The 17,552-nt window shown below is 37.2% G+C and carries 14 protein-coding genes, 1 riboswitch and 1 other annotated feature; all 14 genes read right to left on the bottom strand.

The annotated features are described in order from the left end of the window. Positions 1-14 precede the first annotated feature (14 nt). The gene (locus tag ACF3N8_RS07180; RefSeq protein ID WP_238093337.1) at positions 15-953 is read right to left on the bottom strand and encodes a hypothetical protein; all 939 of its coding nucleotides are present in this window, start codon (positions 951-953) and stop codon (positions 15-17) included. 12 nt (positions 954-965) lie between these two features. Then, the gene (locus tag ACF3N8_RS07175) at positions 966-1,577 is read right to left on the bottom strand and encodes an NUDIX domain-containing protein (RefSeq protein ID WP_238100821.1); all 612 of its coding nucleotides are present in this window, start codon (positions 1,575-1,577) and stop codon (positions 966-968) included. A 982-nt stretch (positions 1,578-2,559) separates the two neighbouring features. Continuing rightward, positions 2,560-2,916: a 50S ribosomal protein L20 gene (rplT, locus tag ACF3N8_RS07170; RefSeq protein WP_009381875.1), complete on the bottom strand. Its 357-nt coding sequence runs from the start codon at positions 2,914-2,916 to the stop codon at positions 2,560-2,562. A gap of 57 nt (positions 2,917-2,973) precedes the next feature. Continuing rightward, positions 2,974-3,174, bottom strand: coding sequence for a 50S ribosomal protein L35 (rpmI, locus tag ACF3N8_RS07165; protein ID WP_392449787.1), 201 nt, complete (start codon positions 3,172-3,174; stop codon positions 2,974-2,976). Positions 3,175-3,198: 24 nt separating this feature from the next. After that, positions 3,199-3,726, bottom strand: coding sequence for a translation initiation factor IF-3 (gene infC / locus ACF3N8_RS07160; protein ID WP_009381887.1), 528 nt, complete (start codon positions 3,724-3,726; stop codon positions 3,199-3,201). A 23-nt stretch (positions 3,727-3,749) separates the two neighbouring features. After that, positions 3,750-3,883 (bottom strand) — a sequence feature (ribosomal protein L20 leader region). A gap of 63 nt (positions 3,884-3,946) precedes the next feature. Continuing rightward, complete coding sequence (locus ACF3N8_RS07155; protein WP_238101806.1) at positions 3,947-5,440, bottom strand: amino acid permease; 1,494 nt, start codon at positions 5,438-5,440, stop codon at positions 3,947-3,949. Positions 5,441-5,510: 70 nt separating this feature from the next. Next, positions 5,511-5,683: riboswitch (Lysine riboswitch) on the bottom strand. Positions 5,684-5,738: 55 nt separating this feature from the next. After that, positions 5,739-7,670, bottom strand: coding sequence for a threonine--tRNA ligase (gene thrS, locus ACF3N8_RS07150; RefSeq protein WP_238093336.1), 1,932 nt, complete (start codon positions 7,668-7,670; stop codon positions 5,739-5,741). A 306-nt stretch (positions 7,671-7,976) separates the two neighbouring features. Further along, positions 7,977-8,900: a primosomal protein DnaI gene (gene dnaI / locus ACF3N8_RS07145; RefSeq protein ID WP_392449786.1), complete on the bottom strand. Its 924-nt coding sequence runs from the start codon at positions 8,898-8,900 to the stop codon at positions 7,977-7,979. Then, the gene (locus ACF3N8_RS07140; RefSeq protein ID WP_009381893.1) at positions 8,900-10,288 is read right to left on the bottom strand and encodes a replication initiation and membrane attachment family protein; all 1,389 of its coding nucleotides are present in this window, start codon (positions 10,286-10,288) and stop codon (positions 8,900-8,902) included. Before ACF3N8_RS07140 ends, dnaI begins: the two co-directional genes overlap by 1 nt. Positions 10,289-10,290: 2 nt before the next feature. Then, on the bottom strand, positions 10,291-10,758 hold the full coding sequence (nrdR, locus tag ACF3N8_RS07135) for a transcriptional regulator NrdR (protein WP_009381903.1): 468 nt from the start codon (positions 10,756-10,758) through the stop codon (positions 10,291-10,293). Between the two features lie 1,323 nt (positions 10,759-12,081). Further along, positions 12,082-13,083 carry a glyceraldehyde-3-phosphate dehydrogenase gene (locus tag ACF3N8_RS07130; protein ID WP_009381904.1) on the bottom strand — a complete coding sequence of 334 codons (1,002 nt, stop codon included), beginning with the start codon at positions 13,081-13,083 and terminating at the stop codon, positions 12,082-12,084. 251 nt (positions 13,084-13,334) lie between these two features. After that, positions 13,335-13,952, bottom strand: a complete 618-nt coding sequence (coaE, locus tag ACF3N8_RS07125) for a dephospho-CoA kinase (RefSeq protein ID WP_392449785.1) — start codon at positions 13,950-13,952, stop codon at positions 13,335-13,337. A 16-nt stretch (positions 13,953-13,968) separates the two neighbouring features. Then, positions 13,969-14,841 (bottom strand): bifunctional DNA-formamidopyrimidine glycosylase/DNA-(apurinic or apyrimidinic site) lyase, encoded by an 873-nt coding sequence (gene mutM, locus ACF3N8_RS07120; RefSeq protein ID WP_238101810.1) that lies wholly within the window; start codon positions 14,839-14,841, stop codon positions 13,969-13,971. 14 nt (positions 14,842-14,855) lie between these two features. Then, positions 14,856-17,486 (bottom strand): DNA polymerase I, encoded by a 2,631-nt coding sequence (gene polA / locus ACF3N8_RS07115; RefSeq protein ID WP_392449784.1) that lies wholly within the window; start codon positions 17,484-17,486, stop codon positions 14,856-14,858. Between the last annotated feature and the right edge of the window lie 66 nt (positions 17,487-17,552).

Raw genomic sequence — 17,552 nt, 5'->3', positions numbered from 1 at the left:
AGGTGACAGTTCTTTCAACTGCCGATACTTATTGATTCTAATTTTTTAATAAATGACATGAAATCATCATACTCATCATTATATTCTAACGTATGATCGACCATTTGTTCAAAATAAAATACATAGCCATTTATCCATGTTTCCTTATCAAATATCTCATAAATATCTAGAGGATACATGAGAATTGCATGCGTATTTAATACCGTAAACGCATCGGTAAGAATGGATGGCATATCGTCTTCAAGTTTATCAACGATTTCAGGTATGATATCTGTCTTAAATTGACTTTTTTCTATACCTGGTAATCGCGATGGTACGACCGTAATCGTTTGTTCAAGTTTTTGTATCTTAAGTTCTTTTCGGAAAGTAGCAAAACGCAAGTATTCAAGCATAATACTCATGACGTTTGGATGGAACGTTTGTGTCGTTAGAAGTTCTGCTACCGTATGTTTGAATAAGAATTGATTGTCATCAATTAACGTCAGCATGATTTGAATCTGTTCGCGCATCGTCTGATTCTCGAAATCCTGCAAGATCACTTGCGCATGCTTACGTTTATGCTCAAGTTTCTCCTCAGCTTGATCTTTAATCGGTAGTAACTTTAAACGCGTCTTGTGCTCAACCACTTCATCCATAATCTGGTCAATAATTTCAATCGCAATGAAATATTGCTTTAATTCATACAGACTTAAGACGTGTAAGTATATGAGATGATCGTAATCTTTGATGCCTTTATTCAGTAAGATGCTTGTTTCTTCTCGTAACTCGAGAAACGCTTCCATCTTGTATAGTAAATCGCATTTCTTAAGCGCCAGTTCATCAGACATTTCATAGTGTCTCTCATATTCCATGAATGAATCATAGGCCTCTTCATACTGACCTTTATCCATCTCGGACTTAATGTCTCGAATAAGTTTTTCTTTTAGGTGCGGAAAAGGTATGATGTCTGACATCGTATTCACCTCTTATTGGAATGCTTTTAAAATGAGTGCACTCCATGATTCAAATGATGAAAGATCTTGAATGTCGTCTTCTTTCACCCACTCTAATTTAAGCGTATCCGTTTCTTTTGATTCAACTTCGTCTTTATTAACTTTTACTTTGAAGACTACACCGATGTGAACTCGGCCTACTTCATTGTCATCATCGTTAATAAATCCGATATGTTCCATATTTTTACAGGCTTCTTCTGAAAGCCCTACTTCTTCTTCAAGTTCACGTGCAGCATTCGTACGTACTACATCTTCAATCGTCTTAGCGTCCTCTACATCATTCATATGACCACCAACGCCGATGGATGATTGACCGTGTAAACGTTCTTCGCCGCCACCTGAAAGACGTTCGTATACAAGAATATCGTTATCTTCGTTTTCTAAGATAACGTAAGAAATTAATTGTTTATAATTTGGATCTTCTTCCATATCGCCACGTCTTTTAATTTCATATTGTTTTAAAGTTTCATAAATTTCATTTGCACGTTTATCTTCATTAGATATAAACCCGTTAAACGCATTTTGTTCCTTGTTAAAGATAACCTCTCTCGGAACAACCGTAATCATTTCATCAAATTTAGACATAATAATCTCCTTTGCTATGACTTGCCTTTATTTTATCAAAGTTAATTTCCAAACAAAAGTGAGGTTACGGGATGTTGGTAATAATTCGGCCTTGCGTATTATGATGGATTAGCTTATTTCGTTGGGAAAAGCCCCTAAGAGTTAAGTTGGCAGTTTACGTTCAGTTGGGCAATAGTAAGTATTTATGCATCGCCATGTCACATAGTTTATGTAAATTTTTATGATAAGGCTTCCTTATTACATTGTTGGCGTTGGTCTTTGTAACAAGGCGTCCATGTTACATTGTTTGCGTCAGACTTTGTAACATGGCTTCCTTATTACATTGTTTGCGTAAGTCTTTGTAACATGGCGCCCTTATTACATTGTTGGCGTCAGACTTTGTAACATGGCTTCCTTATTACATTGTTTGCGTAAGTCTTTGTAACATGGCGCCCTTATTACATTGTTGGCGTTATTCTTTGTGATAAGGAGAATTTTCGTCAGCGAAAATTTCTCATAATTTAAATCACAGATGTAAATTTTGATTTAGTTTTTTATATGGTGTCGAGGGGCGTTATGCGATTGTTTTTAATTTCTTTGGCATAACGGCCTCCTTATGCGATTGTTTCAATTTTCTATCGCATAACGGCCTCCTTATGCGATTGTTTCTAAAATCTTTCGCGTAACAGACCCCTTATGCGATTGTTTCTAAAATCTTTCGCGTAACAGACCCCTTATGCGATTGTTTCTAAAATCTTTCGCGTAACAGACCCCTTATGCGATTGTTTTTATTTTCTATCGCGTAACGGACCCCTTATGCGATTGTTTCTAATTTCTTTCGCGTAACGGAACTACCATAATAGCCCCCTGCAACACCCTTTCCACAAATAACCCTTCTATAACAGCCCATCCATCCCCACCTAACCGAACTGCCTTCAACAATCCCCATCTAAAAACAAAAAAACTAGGACACGTACTTATGTCCTAGTTTGAATCATTTATATTATTTTAAAGCGTCTTTAGCTTTTGATACTAATTCGCCGAACGCTTTATCGTCTGAAATAGCGATTTCAGATAACATTTTACGGTTAATATCGATACCAGCTTGTTTTAAACCGTTCATTAATCTTGAGTAGCTCATGTCGTGTTGACGAGCTGCTGCATTGATACGAGTGATCCATAATTTACGGAAATCACGTTTTCTTTGACGACGGTCACGGTATGCATATTGACCTGATTTCATTACTTGTTGTTTTGCTACTTTATATAAAGTGCTTTTAGCACCGAAGTAACCTTTAGCTAATTTGATCGTTTTTTTACGACGCGCTCTTGTTACTGTTCCACCTTTTACACGTGGCATATAGAATTCCTCCTTTTAACTTTTCGCATGTCTATTCATGCATTCTTTGAATTTAGATTATTTTACGTATGTTAATAATAGACGTACACGTTTAGCATCACTTTTTGAAACTAATGAAGCTTTACGTAATTTACGTTTTTGTTTAGTTGTTTTGTTTGCAAATAAGTGAGAAGTGAAAGCTCTAGAACGTTTTAATTTACCTGAACCTGTTCTTTTAACACGTTTAGCAGCTCCACGGTGAGTTTTCATTTTAGGCATGAATAATTCCTCCTATAGATTTGTTTATTTTTCGTTGATTGGGGCTAACATTAAGAACATTTGGCGTCCTTCCATTTTAGCCTTTTGCTCAACAGTCGCAATGTCTTTACATTCTTCAGCGAATTGTTCTAAGACACGTTGACCAATTTCTTTATGAGTAATCGCACGACCACGGAAACGAATTGAAACTTTACATTTGTCGCCTTTAGTTAAGAATTTACGCCCGTTTTTAAGTTTTGTATTGAAATCGTGCTCTTCAATTGTAGGACTTAAACGGATTTCTTTTACGTTAACGACTTTTTGTTTCTTCTTCATTTCTTTTTCTTTCTTCTGTTGCTCGAACTTGTATTTACCGTAATCCATGATTCTAGCAACTGGTGGTTTTGCTTTAGGTGCTACTACTACGACATCTAAACCAACACGATCGGCCATATCAAGGGCTTCTTTTTTAGATTTAACTCCAATTTGATCACCATCTTGACCGATTAAACGTAATTCTTTTGCGCGGATTCTCTCATTAACTTGCGTTTGATCTTTAGCTATGGTTGACACCTCCCAATGAATTTACGAATCGTCCAAGCAAAAAAGAGCGAAAGACATAAATGTCTCCCGCTCCTTAACGCACATGAACATACATGTAATTGTCGTTAACCTGCCAACAGCTTGTGCGTCGCTACAGGTGAGAAGCGGGATGCTTCTACTTGGTCCGTTTCGTATTCAACGTCTACTATCTTACCAAGTATGTTCATTAAAGTCAATCACTTTTTCTAAATTAATTATGTTTTACTTGATCCATTGAGTTCTCTTGACTTAAATCAACTTCTTTTAATGGAATCTTCTTCGTTTTATATCTTATTTTATGATAGATAAAGAATGCTAAGAATATCGGAATACCCATGTAAGTGATGAAGAATCGTTTAATATCAAAATCACCTGTTTTAATTAAGTCAACATCCTGACCTAAGATAACAAGTACACAGAGTAAACCAGCGAAAATTGGGCCGAATGGGAAGAACATCGCTTTATACTTTAACTTAGATTTATCATAATCTTGCGCTTTGAACGCACGTCTAAATCGATAATGGGAAATCGCAATACCAACCCAGGCAATAAAGCCTGTTAAACCACTTGCCGCAACGATGTACTCATAAGCTTCACCACTAATATGTTGAAGTAAGAATACGATAATAACAATAATCGCAGTTGCTAATAATGACATAATCGGTGTACCTTGTTTATTCGTTTGACCGAACTGTTTCCAAGCAAGTTTATCTTTACTCATTGAGAAAAGCATACGCGTTGACGCATACATGCCTGAGTTACCTGCTGATAATACAGAAGTTAAGATAACGGCATTCATAAATGATGCTGCAAAAGCAAGTCCTGCATTCTTAAATACAAGTGTAAACGGCGACATCGCGATATCTTCTTCGCCACCCATTAAAGCACCACTTGTATACGGAATTACCATACCAATTACAAAGATGGCTAAAATGTAGAATAACAAAATTCTCCAGAATACTTGCTTTATAGCTTTTGGCACAGCACGCTCTGGATTCTCAGATTCCCCTGCTGTAATACCGATTAACTCAGTACCTTGGAATGAGAAACCGGCGATTAAGAATACACCAAGAATCGTTAAGAAACTACCACCAAGGCCATCACCTAAAATAGGTCCTTCACCTTGCATAAACGTTTCAAATCCAATGAATGGTCCACCTAAAATACCAAAAATTGTAAGTAAACCTACTATAATAAACACGATTACTGTTAAAACTTTGATTAAAGCAAACCAATACTCACTCTCACCATATACTTGAACACTTAACATATTAAGTCCAAAAATAATGGCTAAGAATATCGCACTCCAACCCCAAGCTGGTAAAAATTGTAACGGCGACCAATACTGTATAACTTGCGCTGCAATGGTTACATCGGCTGCAACGGTAATGACCCAGTTAAACCAGTAGTTCCAACCTAAGGCGAATCCTAGCGACGGATCTACAAATCGTGTCGCATATGTACTAAATGAACCTGAAACCGGTAAATATGTTGCCATTTCACCGAGTGAGGTCATTAAGAAGAATACCATAATCCCGATTATCGCATAACCGAGTAAGGCACCAAGTGGCCCAGCATCGTGAATGGCACCACCAGATGTCATAAATAATCCTGTACCAATACAACCTCCAATAGCAATCATGGAGACGTGACGATCTTTAAGACCGCGTTGTACTTCATTTTGTGTCTTATGATTATTTTCCATATTCTTATCCTTTCTTCAGTTGAGAGGCAAAAATAAAAGGCTGCATTTTGAAATGCAACCTTTTGTCATTTATATAGGTAGCACATCACATGTTGTGACAGTCCAATTCCTTTCGGCAATTGGCCCAACAAAACGTACGATGAATACGCTTTGTTTCGGCAACGTTACCTTTCGTACTTTCAACATATGTTTCATCAAACTTCTGAAGTACTACTGATTAAAGTTGCGACCTCTAACTTCTTTAAATATTTAATTAACGATAACTATACATTATAATGTGTATATTTTCAAGCTTTCATTACTTTTTCAGACGAATTTCGTCAACTAAATCCCAGATAAATGTATCGCGTTCAACAGTTTCTTGATCTTGTGAACCGTATTTACGCACGTTAACTTCTTTATTTTCAACCTCTTTGTCACCAATAACAATTTGGTAAGGGATTTTCTTCATTTGCGCTTCACGGATTTTATAACCCATTTTCTCATTACGGTCGTCGATTGATACACGTACGCCTTGAGATTTTAACTCATCTTGTAAAAGTCTTGCATAATCATAGTGTAAGTCTACATTTACTGGAATAATTTCGACTTGTTTAGGCGCTAACCATGTTGGGAATGCACCTTTAGTTTCTTCAGTTAAGAAAGCAACGAAACGTTCCATAGTTGATACGACACCACGGTGAATAACGACTGGACGGTGATGTTCACCATCACTACCGATGTATGTTAAATCAAACTTTTGTGGTAATAAGAAGTCTAGTTGTGCTGTAGATAACGTTTCTTCTTTACCCATCGCAGTTTTAACCTGAACATCAAGCTTAGGACCATAGAATGCCGCTTCGCCAATTGCTTCTTCATATTCTAAGCCTAACTCATCAACCGCTTCTTTTAACATGCCTTCTGCTTTTAACCACATGTCATCGTCATCGAAGTATTTATCTTTATCCTCAGGGTCACGATAACTTAAACGGAAACGGTAATCTTCAAATCCGAAATCTTTGTAAACCTCAATAATCATTTCAACAACGCGTTTGAACTCTTCTTTAATTTGATCTGGACGCACGAAGATATGTGCATCATTTAAAGTCATACCTCGAACACGTTGTAAACCTGAAACAGCACCACTTGCTTCATAACGATGCATTGTACCAAGTTCCGCAATACGGATTGGTAATTCACGATAAGAATGCGGCTTGTTCGCATAAATCATCATGTGGTGTGGACAGTTCATCGGACGCATTACCATTTCTTCAGATTCATCTAATTTCATTGTCGGGAACATATCATCTTGATAGTGATCCCAGTGACCTGACGTTTTGTATAAATCAACGTTCGCCATAACTGGTGTATACACGTGGTCATAACCAAGCGCAACCTCTTTATCAACAATATAGCGTTCGATTTCACGACGAATTGTTGCACCATTTGGTAACCATAATGGTAACCCAGCACCAACTAATTGATTATTTGTGAAAAGCTCTAAGTCTTTACCAATACGACGGTGGTCACGTTCTTTACGCTCTTCTAAAACTTTTAAATGCTCTTTTAATGCTTTCTTATCGAAGAAGGCTGTACCATAAATACGTTGAAGCATTTTATTGTTACTATCGCCTCTCCAATAAGCACCAGCTGTTGATAATAATTTAAATTCCTTAATTTTAGAAGTTGAAGGTACGTGTACACCGCGACAAAGGTCAGTAAATTCACCTTGAGAATAAAGTGTCACGTTCTCATCTTCAGGAATCGCATCAATTAATTCAAGCTTGTATGGATCATCGCTAAAGAAATCTTTAGCTTCGTCACGTGATACAACTTTACGTTCAATTTTATGATTTTCGTCGACAATTTTCTTCATTGTCTTTTCAATCTTGTCAAAATCTTCACTTGAAATACGAGTGTCCATATCAAAGTCATAGTAGAAGCCCTCTTCGATAACAGGACCAACACCAAACTTAACATCGCCATATAAACGTTTTAACGCTTGCGCCATTAAGTGTGCTGTTGAGTGACGTAATACTTCTAACGCCTCTTCACTACCAGGCGTAATTATTTCAAGTTCTCCATCTTCTTCAAGTGGACGTGTTAAATCAACCATTTGCCCATTATATTTACCGGCAACTGCTTTTTTACGTAATCCAGGACTAATAGATTGCGCGATATCTTCAGTAGTTGTACCGTGTTCAAATTCCTTCACATTACCATCTGGAAATTTTACTTTAATTTGATCCATGATATTGCCTCCTTTTATTTTAAAAAACGCAAAAAAGACCCCATCCCATAAAGGGACGAGGTCTAAATCGCGTTACCACCCTAATTGACTCATAAATGCATGCGCACTTAAAAGTAACTCTACTTAAGATAACGGTCTTGAGCCGGGTGTTCATTACAAACACCAACAAAGAGGGAGTAACAAATAAATATGTATCTCATGCTCTCAACATATGCATAATTCTCTGTACATACAGTGATTCATCTATCGTATCCTCGAGATTTTTCCTTTGAATTTAAGTCTATTATACAACACTTATCTCAAATTTCAATTGTTTCTATAATTTTCACCATCTAAATAAAATGGCGTTGCTAATGTTTTAATACGCTCCAAGATACGTGCAGCCTTCGTAGCTTCCGCGCCTCCACGGGTAATTGAAAGGTGATGTTCAAGCTCGTCTAAATCAAAGTTAGATGTAAAGAACGTCGGTAATTCATTCACCATTCTATAATGTAATACTGGTCCAATAATTTCATCACGAACCCATGGTGTCACTTCTTCAGCACCAATGTCATCTAACATCAACACGTTAGCCTCTCGAACAAATTTTAATTTATCTTCAAACGACCCATCCTTAATACCAGATTTCAACGCACGGATAAATTCAGGCAAGTAGACAACCGTTGACGGCACTTTTTTAGTACGTAATTGATTAGCCATGGCACCAATGATGAACGATTTCCCTGTGCCAAAAGGCCCATAGATATAAAAACCTTTTACAGAACGACCTTCCGTTATTGCATTACACACTTTCTCAGCTTCCTGCGCAATTTCAATACGTTGATGGTCATCTAAATGAATGTCTTTCAAGTTCGCATTTAACGTATCATGATGCATGTGGTATGACGTAATCAAATTCTTAAATGCTTTCTCTTCATCGTGCTTAATTTTACATGGGCACGGCGTATATTTGATCTTAATACGACCATTCTCGATGTACAGGCTCGGTACGTGACCTTTAACGAAATTCGGACAATCTTCGAACTTATGATTGTCTGTGTAATGTTTTTGCTGGTCTTTATACTCCTGCAGAATATTCAAATCTTGATCAATCATATGTGTCGTCAATTCTGATTGATGCGCATCTAAGAACGCCTTAACATCAGGATCATTTAGCACATCGCGTTTGATTTTGTCAATGCGCGCTTGTAACTTATCTTGGTTTCCCATAATACTTCCGAAAGATTTCATTATACGTCATCCTCCCCCCAATTTTCTTGTAACCTTTTGTAAAAGGCCTGTCGTTTCTTCTCAAGTTCCGCTTCTTCTTCAGCTGACAATGTTTTCTTACCTTTAGCAGGTTTAGATGCATTCGATTTCTTATTTTGAAGCCATTTAGGCGTTTTCTCTTTAGAAACAATTTGTTTCTGAGATGATTTCGCTTTAGAAGCTTTTCGCTTTTGTTGGCTTTCTTGAATGTTCTTAGAGTGTTCATAGGCTTGTTCAGCATTTTGTAAGCCCTTTTTCTTCCAGCTTGACGCAATTTCTTCTACATAAGAACGATTAATCGTGTAATCATTTTTAAGCATGACATATTGTAGCAAGATATTAATAACGCCGAATGGTAATTTCTCACGTTCAATCAAATCTTCTATGAGTTTCTTTTGACGTATGGTTGGTTCAGATTCTGACCACGATGCTAACATATCAATTGGACTCGTCTCATCCAACAATTCAAACCAAGCTGCCATTCCATCTTCAGATGAAGTCGCCTGTTCACGCGTTTTAGAATCCTCGCGCTCATACGATTGCTGTTTTAATTCAGGCAATTCTTTTTCATGCTCCATCAGATAATACGAACGCGCATATTTACGCAGCGACTCAGTCGAAATGCGTTGATTACTCGTTAAAGATTTTAGAATGATAGATTTCATCGACGACTCATTCAATCCGTATAGCGTCGCGAGTTGTATGATGAGCGCCTTAATATCCTTCGACACAATTTCCTTACTCACATAGTGATGTTGCAATAAATCATATAACGTCTCAAAGTTAAATTTAAGCTCTGATAAGTCGACACCTTGATACTTCTGCTCCCCTTGAACGTTCGTCGCGTCCAAGCTAAGCGCGTCCTTAGGTATTTCAAAGACATCCGTGAACTTCTTCGTTATCTCTTGAAAAGCACTTAAGTCTTCGTTTGGCTTCGTAAAATACGCCTTCAATTGTTGGTAACGCTTCTTCTCTACAGCTTGATATAAATACACAGATAACATTGGATCTTGGAAGAATTGATGTGGTGTAGGTAAAGGCAATAGTTGATAAATAAAATGTGACGCATCTTGATTATGTTGCACAAAGGATTTAATAAGCCCAATGCCCTCTAACGCATCCATCGCGGCTCTAAATTTCATCAAATTAACTTTTAATTCATTCATAATCGTATAATGCGTTAACGGTACCGCTTCCATCATTTCGCCAAATTGACTTAAATAAATATAGATACCTACTGCTTTAGGCCCGATTAACGGCGTAAAGAGTCTATTTAGTACATTTTGCTGCATATGTGAAAAGTGAAAGTCTTGTACTACACTAAAACCATCTTGAGGTCTTAGGCTAAAATCATAAGACGACATCGACATACTTACTCACTCCGTTTATTATCTTTTAAAATACCTTGCATGGATTGTAATAATTGATCGACATCTTTAAATTCTCGATAAACTGACGCAAAGCGCACGTAGGATACTTGGTCAACGTGCATCAATAAATCCATCACGTACTCACCAATCTCACGTGAAGATATTTCTGAATGACCATCTTCTCGCAATTGCCATTCTACTTTATTCGTAATTTCCTCTAATTTTTGAAATTGTACGGGTCTTTTCTCACATGAACGGACCAGCCCATTCAAAATCTTATCGCGGTTGAATTGCTCTCTCGTACCGTCTTTCTTCACTACAATTAATGGACTCACTTCAATATGTTCAAATGTAGTAAAACGTGTACCACAAGTTTCACACTCGCGACGTCTTCTTATTGCATTCATTTCATCCGCGTGACGAGAATCTACCACGCGAGATTGAGTAGCATTACATTTGGGGCATTTCATCCATTCTCACCTTTCATCCATTTAATTTCTCTTTATTATACTATAAATCACGCTTTCACAAAAGAAAGGACGTGTCCCCTCCTTGAAAAGCCCTTTAGATGATACTTCTGAAAAGTTAAGAAGGAAGCGGGTTAACGTTCGTCTAAACAGACGAACGTTTCTTGTTTGAGACTTTTAAGGAAAATATGATTTTAAATAGTCTTGTATTGGGTCAGTTATGCGAAAGAAATTTCAAACAATCGCATAAGGAGGCCGTTACGCGAAAGATTTTCAAAACAATCGCATAACGAGGCCGTTACGCGAAAGAAATTTTAAACAATCGCATAAGGAGGCCGTTACGCGAAAGAAAAATAAAACAATCGCATAACGAGGCTGTTACGCGATAGAAATTTCAAACAATCGCATAAGGAGGCCGTTACGCGATAGAAATTTTAAACAATCGCATAAGGAGACCGTTACGCGATAGAAATTTTAAACAATCGCATAACGGCAACGCTATCATATAGAAATCATAATCAATAATTAAACCAACGATTCAAATAATGAAAAAATTTTCGATGGCGAAAATTCTCCTTGTTACAAAGACTTAATCAAACAATGTAATATGGGCGCCTTGTTACAAAGATCAACTCAAACAATGTAACATGGACGCCTTGTTACAAAGATCAACTCAAACAATGTAACATGGACGCCTTGTTACAAAGATCAACTCAAACAATGTAACATGGGCGCCTTGTTACAAAGATCAACTCAAACAATGTAACATGGACGCCTTGTTACAAAGACTCAATCAAACAATGTAATATGGGCGCCTTGTTACAAAAACTCAATTAAACAATGTAACATGGGCGCCTTGTTACATAGACTCAATCAAACAATTTAACATGGACGCCTTGATACAAAGACCGACTTAAACAATGTAACATGGGCGCCTTGTTACATAGACTTACTCAAACAATGTAACATGGGCGCCTTGTTACAAAAACTTAATCAAACAATGTAATAAGGGCGCCTTGTTACAAAGACACGATCAAACAATGTAATATGGACGCCTTGTTACAAAGATCAACTCAAACAATGTAACATGGGCGCCTTGTCAAACAGACCTTCACAAACTGCGGAGCAACATATGAGTTACACTAAAGAATTTCAAACAATCGTATAACGCCCCCGTACCACTAACTAACTAAACCCAATTCACCCACACTACAGCCCCGCCGTTAGCCCCCATTTTCAAAAAAGGCATAAAAAAAACAACCTTAGGCACTAATGCACCTAAGGTTGATTGCAATATCCATATTAAGATTTTATCTTAGTTTCAGATTATTTTAAAGAATTTGCAATTAACTCAGCAACTTCTACAACGCGGTTTGAATAACCCCATTCGTTGTCGTACCAAGCTAATACTTTAACTTTATTGTCGCCCATAACGATTGTAGATTGAGCATCAACAATACTTGAATGTGGGTTTGTATTGAAATCAACTGATACTAAAGGTTCTTCAGTGATGTCAACTACACCTTTATATTCACTGTTTTCGAATGCTTTATTAACTTCTTCAACAGTTACATCTTTCTTAAGGTCAACCACTAAGTCAACGAGAGATACGTTTTTAGTTGGTACACGTAAAGCCATACCGTGTAATTTACCTTCAACTTCCGGTAATACTAATGCTAATGCTTTAGCAGCACCTGTTGAAGTTGGAATGATACTTTCATTACAAGCTCTCGCACGACGTAAGTCTTTATGAGGATTGTCTAAGTTCTTTTGATCGTTTGTAATCGCGTGAACTGTAGTCATAAGACCATTTTCGATACCGAATTCGTCATTTAAGATTTTAGCTACTGGCGCTAAGCAGTTTGTTGTACATGAAGCGTTACTGAATACGTCATATTTTTCAACGTCTAAGTCTTTGTCGTTAACACCTTTAACGATCGTTTGAACGTCGCCGCCTTTAGATGGCGCAGTTAATAATACTTTTTTCGCACCAGCTTTAACGTGTGCACTTGCTTTATCACCATGGTTGAAAGCACCTGTTGCTTCAATTACAATATCAACATTTAATGATTCCCATGGTAAGTTTTCAGGATTACGATCAGAAGTTAATTTAATCTCTTGACCATCGATTTCAATGTTGTCACCTTTTACTTTAACATCTTTTTCGTATAATCCGTGAGTAGTATCGTATTTAACTAAGTGTGCGATTGTTTCTGGTGGATAGCTCGCGTTGATTGCTACCACATTTAAGTCATCGCTATTCATAGCAATACGTAATACCATTCTTCCGATTCTTCCTAATCCATTAATTGCAATATTTGTTGCCATTTTCAAAAAGCACCCCTCGAAATTGTGTTATACTTTATAATCAAAAGTATAGCACAATTATGAGAAATTGAAACCGTTTTCCTAATAATTTATGAATTAAATTGAAAGTATTGATATATTAATGCTTTAAATGATTAAAACCGTTAATTATCTTGTAATTTTATACTGTTAATCACCGTCACCCTCCCTTGAAAAGCCCTTTATAATCCTATAAAAAAACTGAGATGACATTCATCCCAGTTTTAAATAAATTATTCAGTTTCATTTTGTTCTTCTAAATAGCCTTTTACCTTCAACACAGCTTCTAAGTTTTGTTTCAGTTCAAGTAATGAACCTAAGTTTTCAATCACAACGTCCGCCATACGGCTCTTCTTATCAATTGAAATTTGACTATACACACGTGCTTTCGCATCTTCCATCGAAAGATCGTTACGCTGCATTAAACGGTCAACTTGAATACTTTCAGAAGCGTATACAAGCCACGTTTCATCGACTGTGTCTTCTAAGCCATTTTCAAAGAGTAACGGAATATCCATCACAACATCGTGACCTTGCTCAAGTAAAGCATCCTTTTCATCATCCATAATTTCACGAACAATTGGATGAATAATTTGATTAAGTTGCAGGCGTTTCGCGTCATCCGTAAACACAATGTTACCTACATATTGACGGTCCATTTCTCCTTGATCATTAATAGCTTCATCACCAAACACTTCACGGACTTGCTCAAGGCCTTTACTACCCTTCTCAACGGCTTTACGTGAAGCAATGTCAGCATCTACAATTTTAAACCCATGTATTTCAAGTAACTCAGCGACTGTAGATTTACCTGTCGCAATACCTCCTGTTAACCCTATAACCTTTGGCATAGTTTCCCTCTTTCCTCTAATTTTGGCAGTTTGGACAATAGTGCGTATTACGCTTGCCAATAATTTCTCTACGAATTGATGTTCTACAAACCGGACACGTGTGCTTTTTATAAACTTGAAGGCGATCTTGCATCGTACCTTCATTACCGTCTGCATGACGATAGTTCGTCACACTCGTGCCACCGTATTTTATACCTAATTTAAGCACATCAACAATTTCTTGAAAGACGCACATTTTATCATCATCAGATAATTGCTTAACTTTAGTAGCAGGATGCAGCTTCGCATTAAATAACGCTTCACATGCATAGATATTGCCACAACCCGATATAACACGATGATCGAGAATCACCTGCTTAATCGGTTTAGATTGAACAGATTTTTGATTTAACTTATGCATAAAGTGTGCATATGCCGAATCATCAAACGGTTCCGGCGCGATTTCCTTAAGCGACGGATATCCGTCATACGTCCCAATGTTACGTAACTCCCCGAATCGTCTAATATCAGAGAACACAAGCAACATATCATTATCAAGTTTAAATGCCACATGCCAATGTTTACGGTAGTTCTCAACCGGAATGTCCTCAATGTTGTTAACAATAAAGAATCCACCTGCCATACCTAAGTGGCCTACAATTATACGCTTATTCGAATCTTTTCTCAAATGAAATAGAATATATTTGCTACGTCTTTCAATTTTTTCAATTGTATAAGATATCGCATATTTTGAAAAGTCCTCTAAAGTATTTCCCTTGATGATCGTCTGACGACCCTCTTTCTTTCCTTGAAATACTTGTACAGAGTAATAAATATCTATAATTGTTTGACCTTCCGCAAAAGGTGTAATGCCTTTTTTGACATGTTCAACTTCTGGTAATTCTGGCATAGTCGTCCTTCTTTCTATTTAGCATCGTACCATGTAGGTCCATAATTCGCATCGACTTGTAATGGTACATCTAAGTCGATCGCATTTTCCATGATGTCTTTTACAAAGCGGCTAAACGCTTCAATCTCATCTTTAGGCACCTCAAAGATCAGCTCATCGTGCACTTGTAAAAGCAATTTCGCATTAAAGTCTGTGTCTTTGACCGCTTCTTTAAAATGAACCATCGCAAGTTTAATAATATCAGCTGCACTACCTTGGATAGGTGTGTTCATCGCAGTACGCTCAGCGAAACTACGACGATTGAAATTACGGCTCGTGATATCTGGAATATAGCGACGTCTGTTATACAATGTCTCAACGAATCCATCTTGTTTCGCATCTTGTATGATGTCATCCATATATTGTTTTACCCCTGGAAAATGACCAAGATATTCATCAATAAATGCTTTTGCTTGTTTACGCGGAATACCAAGACTTTGGCTTAAACCATAATCACTTATACCGTAAACAATCCCAAAGTTAACTGCTTTAGCTTGTCGACGCATATTTGATGTTACGTCATCTGCTTTCACATCAAATACCTTCATCGCAGTCGTCGTATGAATGTCCTCGCTTTCAATAAAGGCTTTAGATAAAGTTTCATCACCAGTGATATGCGCAAGTACGCGTAACTCGATTTGAGAATAATCGGCCGCAAAGATCACATAATCCTTATCGGTTGATTTGAACGCTTTACGGATTTTACGCCCTTCTTCTAAACGAATTGGGATATTTTGTAAGTTAGGATCAATAGACGATAAACGACCTGTTTGCGCTAACGTTTGATTGAAGCGTGTGTGAATGCGATTATCTTCAGCAATCACTTTCTGTAAGCCTTCAACATATGTCGATTGTAGTTTCGCAAGCTGACGATATTCTAGAATATCATCAATGATCTTATGTTTACCTTGTAATTGTTCCAGTACGTCTACTGCTGTTGAATAACCTGTTTTAGTCTTCTTAATAACTGGTAGTTCAAGCTTTTCAAATAAGATAACTCCAAGTTGCTTAGGTGAATTAATATTAAAGTCTTCACCAGCAGCTTCATGAATACGCTCAATGAGAACGTCTAGTTTTTCTTGAAGTTCTTTCTCCATTGTTTTAAGTTCATTTACATCCGTGTAGATACCTATTTCTTCCATCTCACTTAAAATTTTCGCAAGCGGTAATTCAAGCTCTTTTAACAGTTCTAATTGCTTATAAGCTTCAAGTTTCTTCGTTAATTCAGGTTCGAGGTCGTGCGTGGCTTTTAAAATAGTGGCCACATAATCATCAAGCACGTTGCTTTCAGGAACCTGGCGTTTCTTACCTTTACCATAAATCGCTTCTTGAGATTTCACATAACCGATATTGAACTGAGATACCACGGATTGAACGTCCTCAATCGTGTGCGACGGGTCTAGAATGTAACTCGCAAGCATGAGGTCGAACGTGATGTACGCGATTTCAAGATTTAAACGGTGGCTCGCCACATACGTTTTCTTCGCATCAAATACAACTTTCTTCGTTTTATGAGAAGCTAAGAAAGTTTTTAAATCTTCATGATTCTGAACCTGATCAGCGTCTACCACAACGAAATGTTCGCCGTCTGAAATACCAAACTTGAGGATGTCATCCTTTAAATAATTGAAGCCGTCGAGTTCGAAGTGAATCGTCGCTTGATCAAGGTGCTTAAAGTCAATTTGACTTAAATCGTTTGAGACGTCGATTTCAACTTCAGTCACTTCTTCGGACACGTCTTCATCTGACATTTGGTTGAGTAATTGTTTAAATTCAAGCTCTTTAAACAATTTAATCTTGTCGTCTTCTTTAATTGAATCAGGTAACTTCGTTTCATCAAGTTTAACTTCAATCGGGCTATCAACGTTAATCGTCGCGAGTGATTTACTCATTAAGGCATCATCTTTATGATCGATTAACTTTTCCTTCATCTTTTTACCAGAAACGTTATCGATGTTGTCATAAACACCTTCAACCGTTTCATATTGGTTAAGTAATTTAATCGCTGTCTTCTCACCAACACCTGGCACACCTGGAATATTATCTGAAGTGTCACCCATTAAACCTTTCATATCAATAATTTGATGCGGCGTTAAACCGTTATATTTTTCACTAATGAAGTCTGGTGTGTAGTGGTCAACATCTGTTACACCCTTTTTCGTATAGTAAATCGTAGTATGTTCAGAAGCGAGTTGCGTTAAATCGCGGTCACCTGTAATGATGATTGTTTTAAAGCCTTCCTGATCAGCTTGTTTACTCAACGTACCGATAATGTCATCCGCTTCATAATTCTCAAGCTCATAGCGTTTGATTTGATACGTATCGATTAACTTACGAATGTACGGGAATTGCTCGCTTAATTCAGGTGGTGTCTTCTGACGACCGCCTTTATAATCCTTGAATTCCTTGTGACGGAATGTCGTTTTTCCTGCATCAAAAGCTACGAGAAAATGAGTAGGTTGTTCATCTCTTAATATTTTTTCTAAAAGCATCGTAAATCCATACGTTGCGTTCGTATGAATACCTGACTTATTTGTTAGTAGTGGTAAGGCGTAGAACGCTCTAAAACTTAAGCTATTACCATCGATTAATACTAATTTCTTCAAAACTTTTGACCTCCAGACAATGTTTCTTTCATTTTATCATATCTATTTTTATTACCGTATAGAAAT

Origin of the sequence: Staphylococcus massiliensis (genome assembly GCF_043186315.1) — a bacterium.
In the GTDB taxonomy this organism is placed as follows: domain Bacteria; phylum Bacillota; class Bacilli; order Staphylococcales; family Staphylococcaceae; genus Staphylococcus; species Staphylococcus massiliensis.
The sequence above is the reverse complement of the archived record's forward strand: the minus strand, read 5'-3'. Positions and strand labels throughout refer to the sequence as shown.

Coding starts and splice junctions, on each gene's coding strand:
- ACF3N8_RS07155 (WP_238101806.1), bottom strand. CDS start 5,440: ATGGAAAATAATCATAAGACACAAAATGAAGTACAACGCGGTCTTAAA.
- mutM (WP_238101810.1), bottom strand. CDS start 14,841: ATGCCAGAATTACCAGAAGTTGAACATGTCAAAAAAGGCATTACACCT.
- thrS (WP_238093336.1), bottom strand. CDS start 7,670: ATGGATCAAATTAAAGTAAAATTTCCAGATGGTAATGTGAAGGAATTT.
- ACF3N8_RS07140 (WP_009381893.1), bottom strand. CDS start 10,288: ATGTCGATGTCGTCTTATGATTTTAGCCTAAGACCTCAAGATGGTTTT.
- rplT (WP_009381875.1), bottom strand. CDS start 2,916: ATGCCACGTGTAAAAGGTGGAACAGTAACAAGAGCGCGTCGTAAAAAA.
- coaE (WP_392449785.1), bottom strand. CDS start 13,952: ATGCCAAAGGTTATAGGGTTAACAGGAGGTATTGCGACAGGTAAATCT.
- dnaI (WP_392449786.1), bottom strand. CDS start 8,900: ATGAAATCTTTCGGAAGTATTATGGGAAACCAAGATAAGTTACAAGCG.
- nrdR (WP_009381903.1), bottom strand. CDS start 10,758: ATGAAATGCCCCAAATGTAATGCTACTCAATCTCGCGTGGTAGATTCT.
- ACF3N8_RS07180 (WP_238093337.1), bottom strand. CDS start 953: ATGTCAGACATCATACCTTTTCCGCACCTAAAAGAAAAACTTATTCGA.
- ACF3N8_RS07175 (WP_238100821.1), bottom strand. CDS start 1,577: ATGTCTAAATTTGATGAAATGATTACGGTTGTTCCGAGAGAGGTTATC.
- rpmI (WP_392449787.1), bottom strand. CDS start 3,174: ATGCCTAAAATGAAAACTCACCGTGGAGCTGCTAAACGTGTTAAAAGA.
- ACF3N8_RS07130 (WP_009381904.1), bottom strand. CDS start 13,083: ATGGCAACAAATATTGCAATTAATGGATTAGGAAGAATCGGAAGAATG.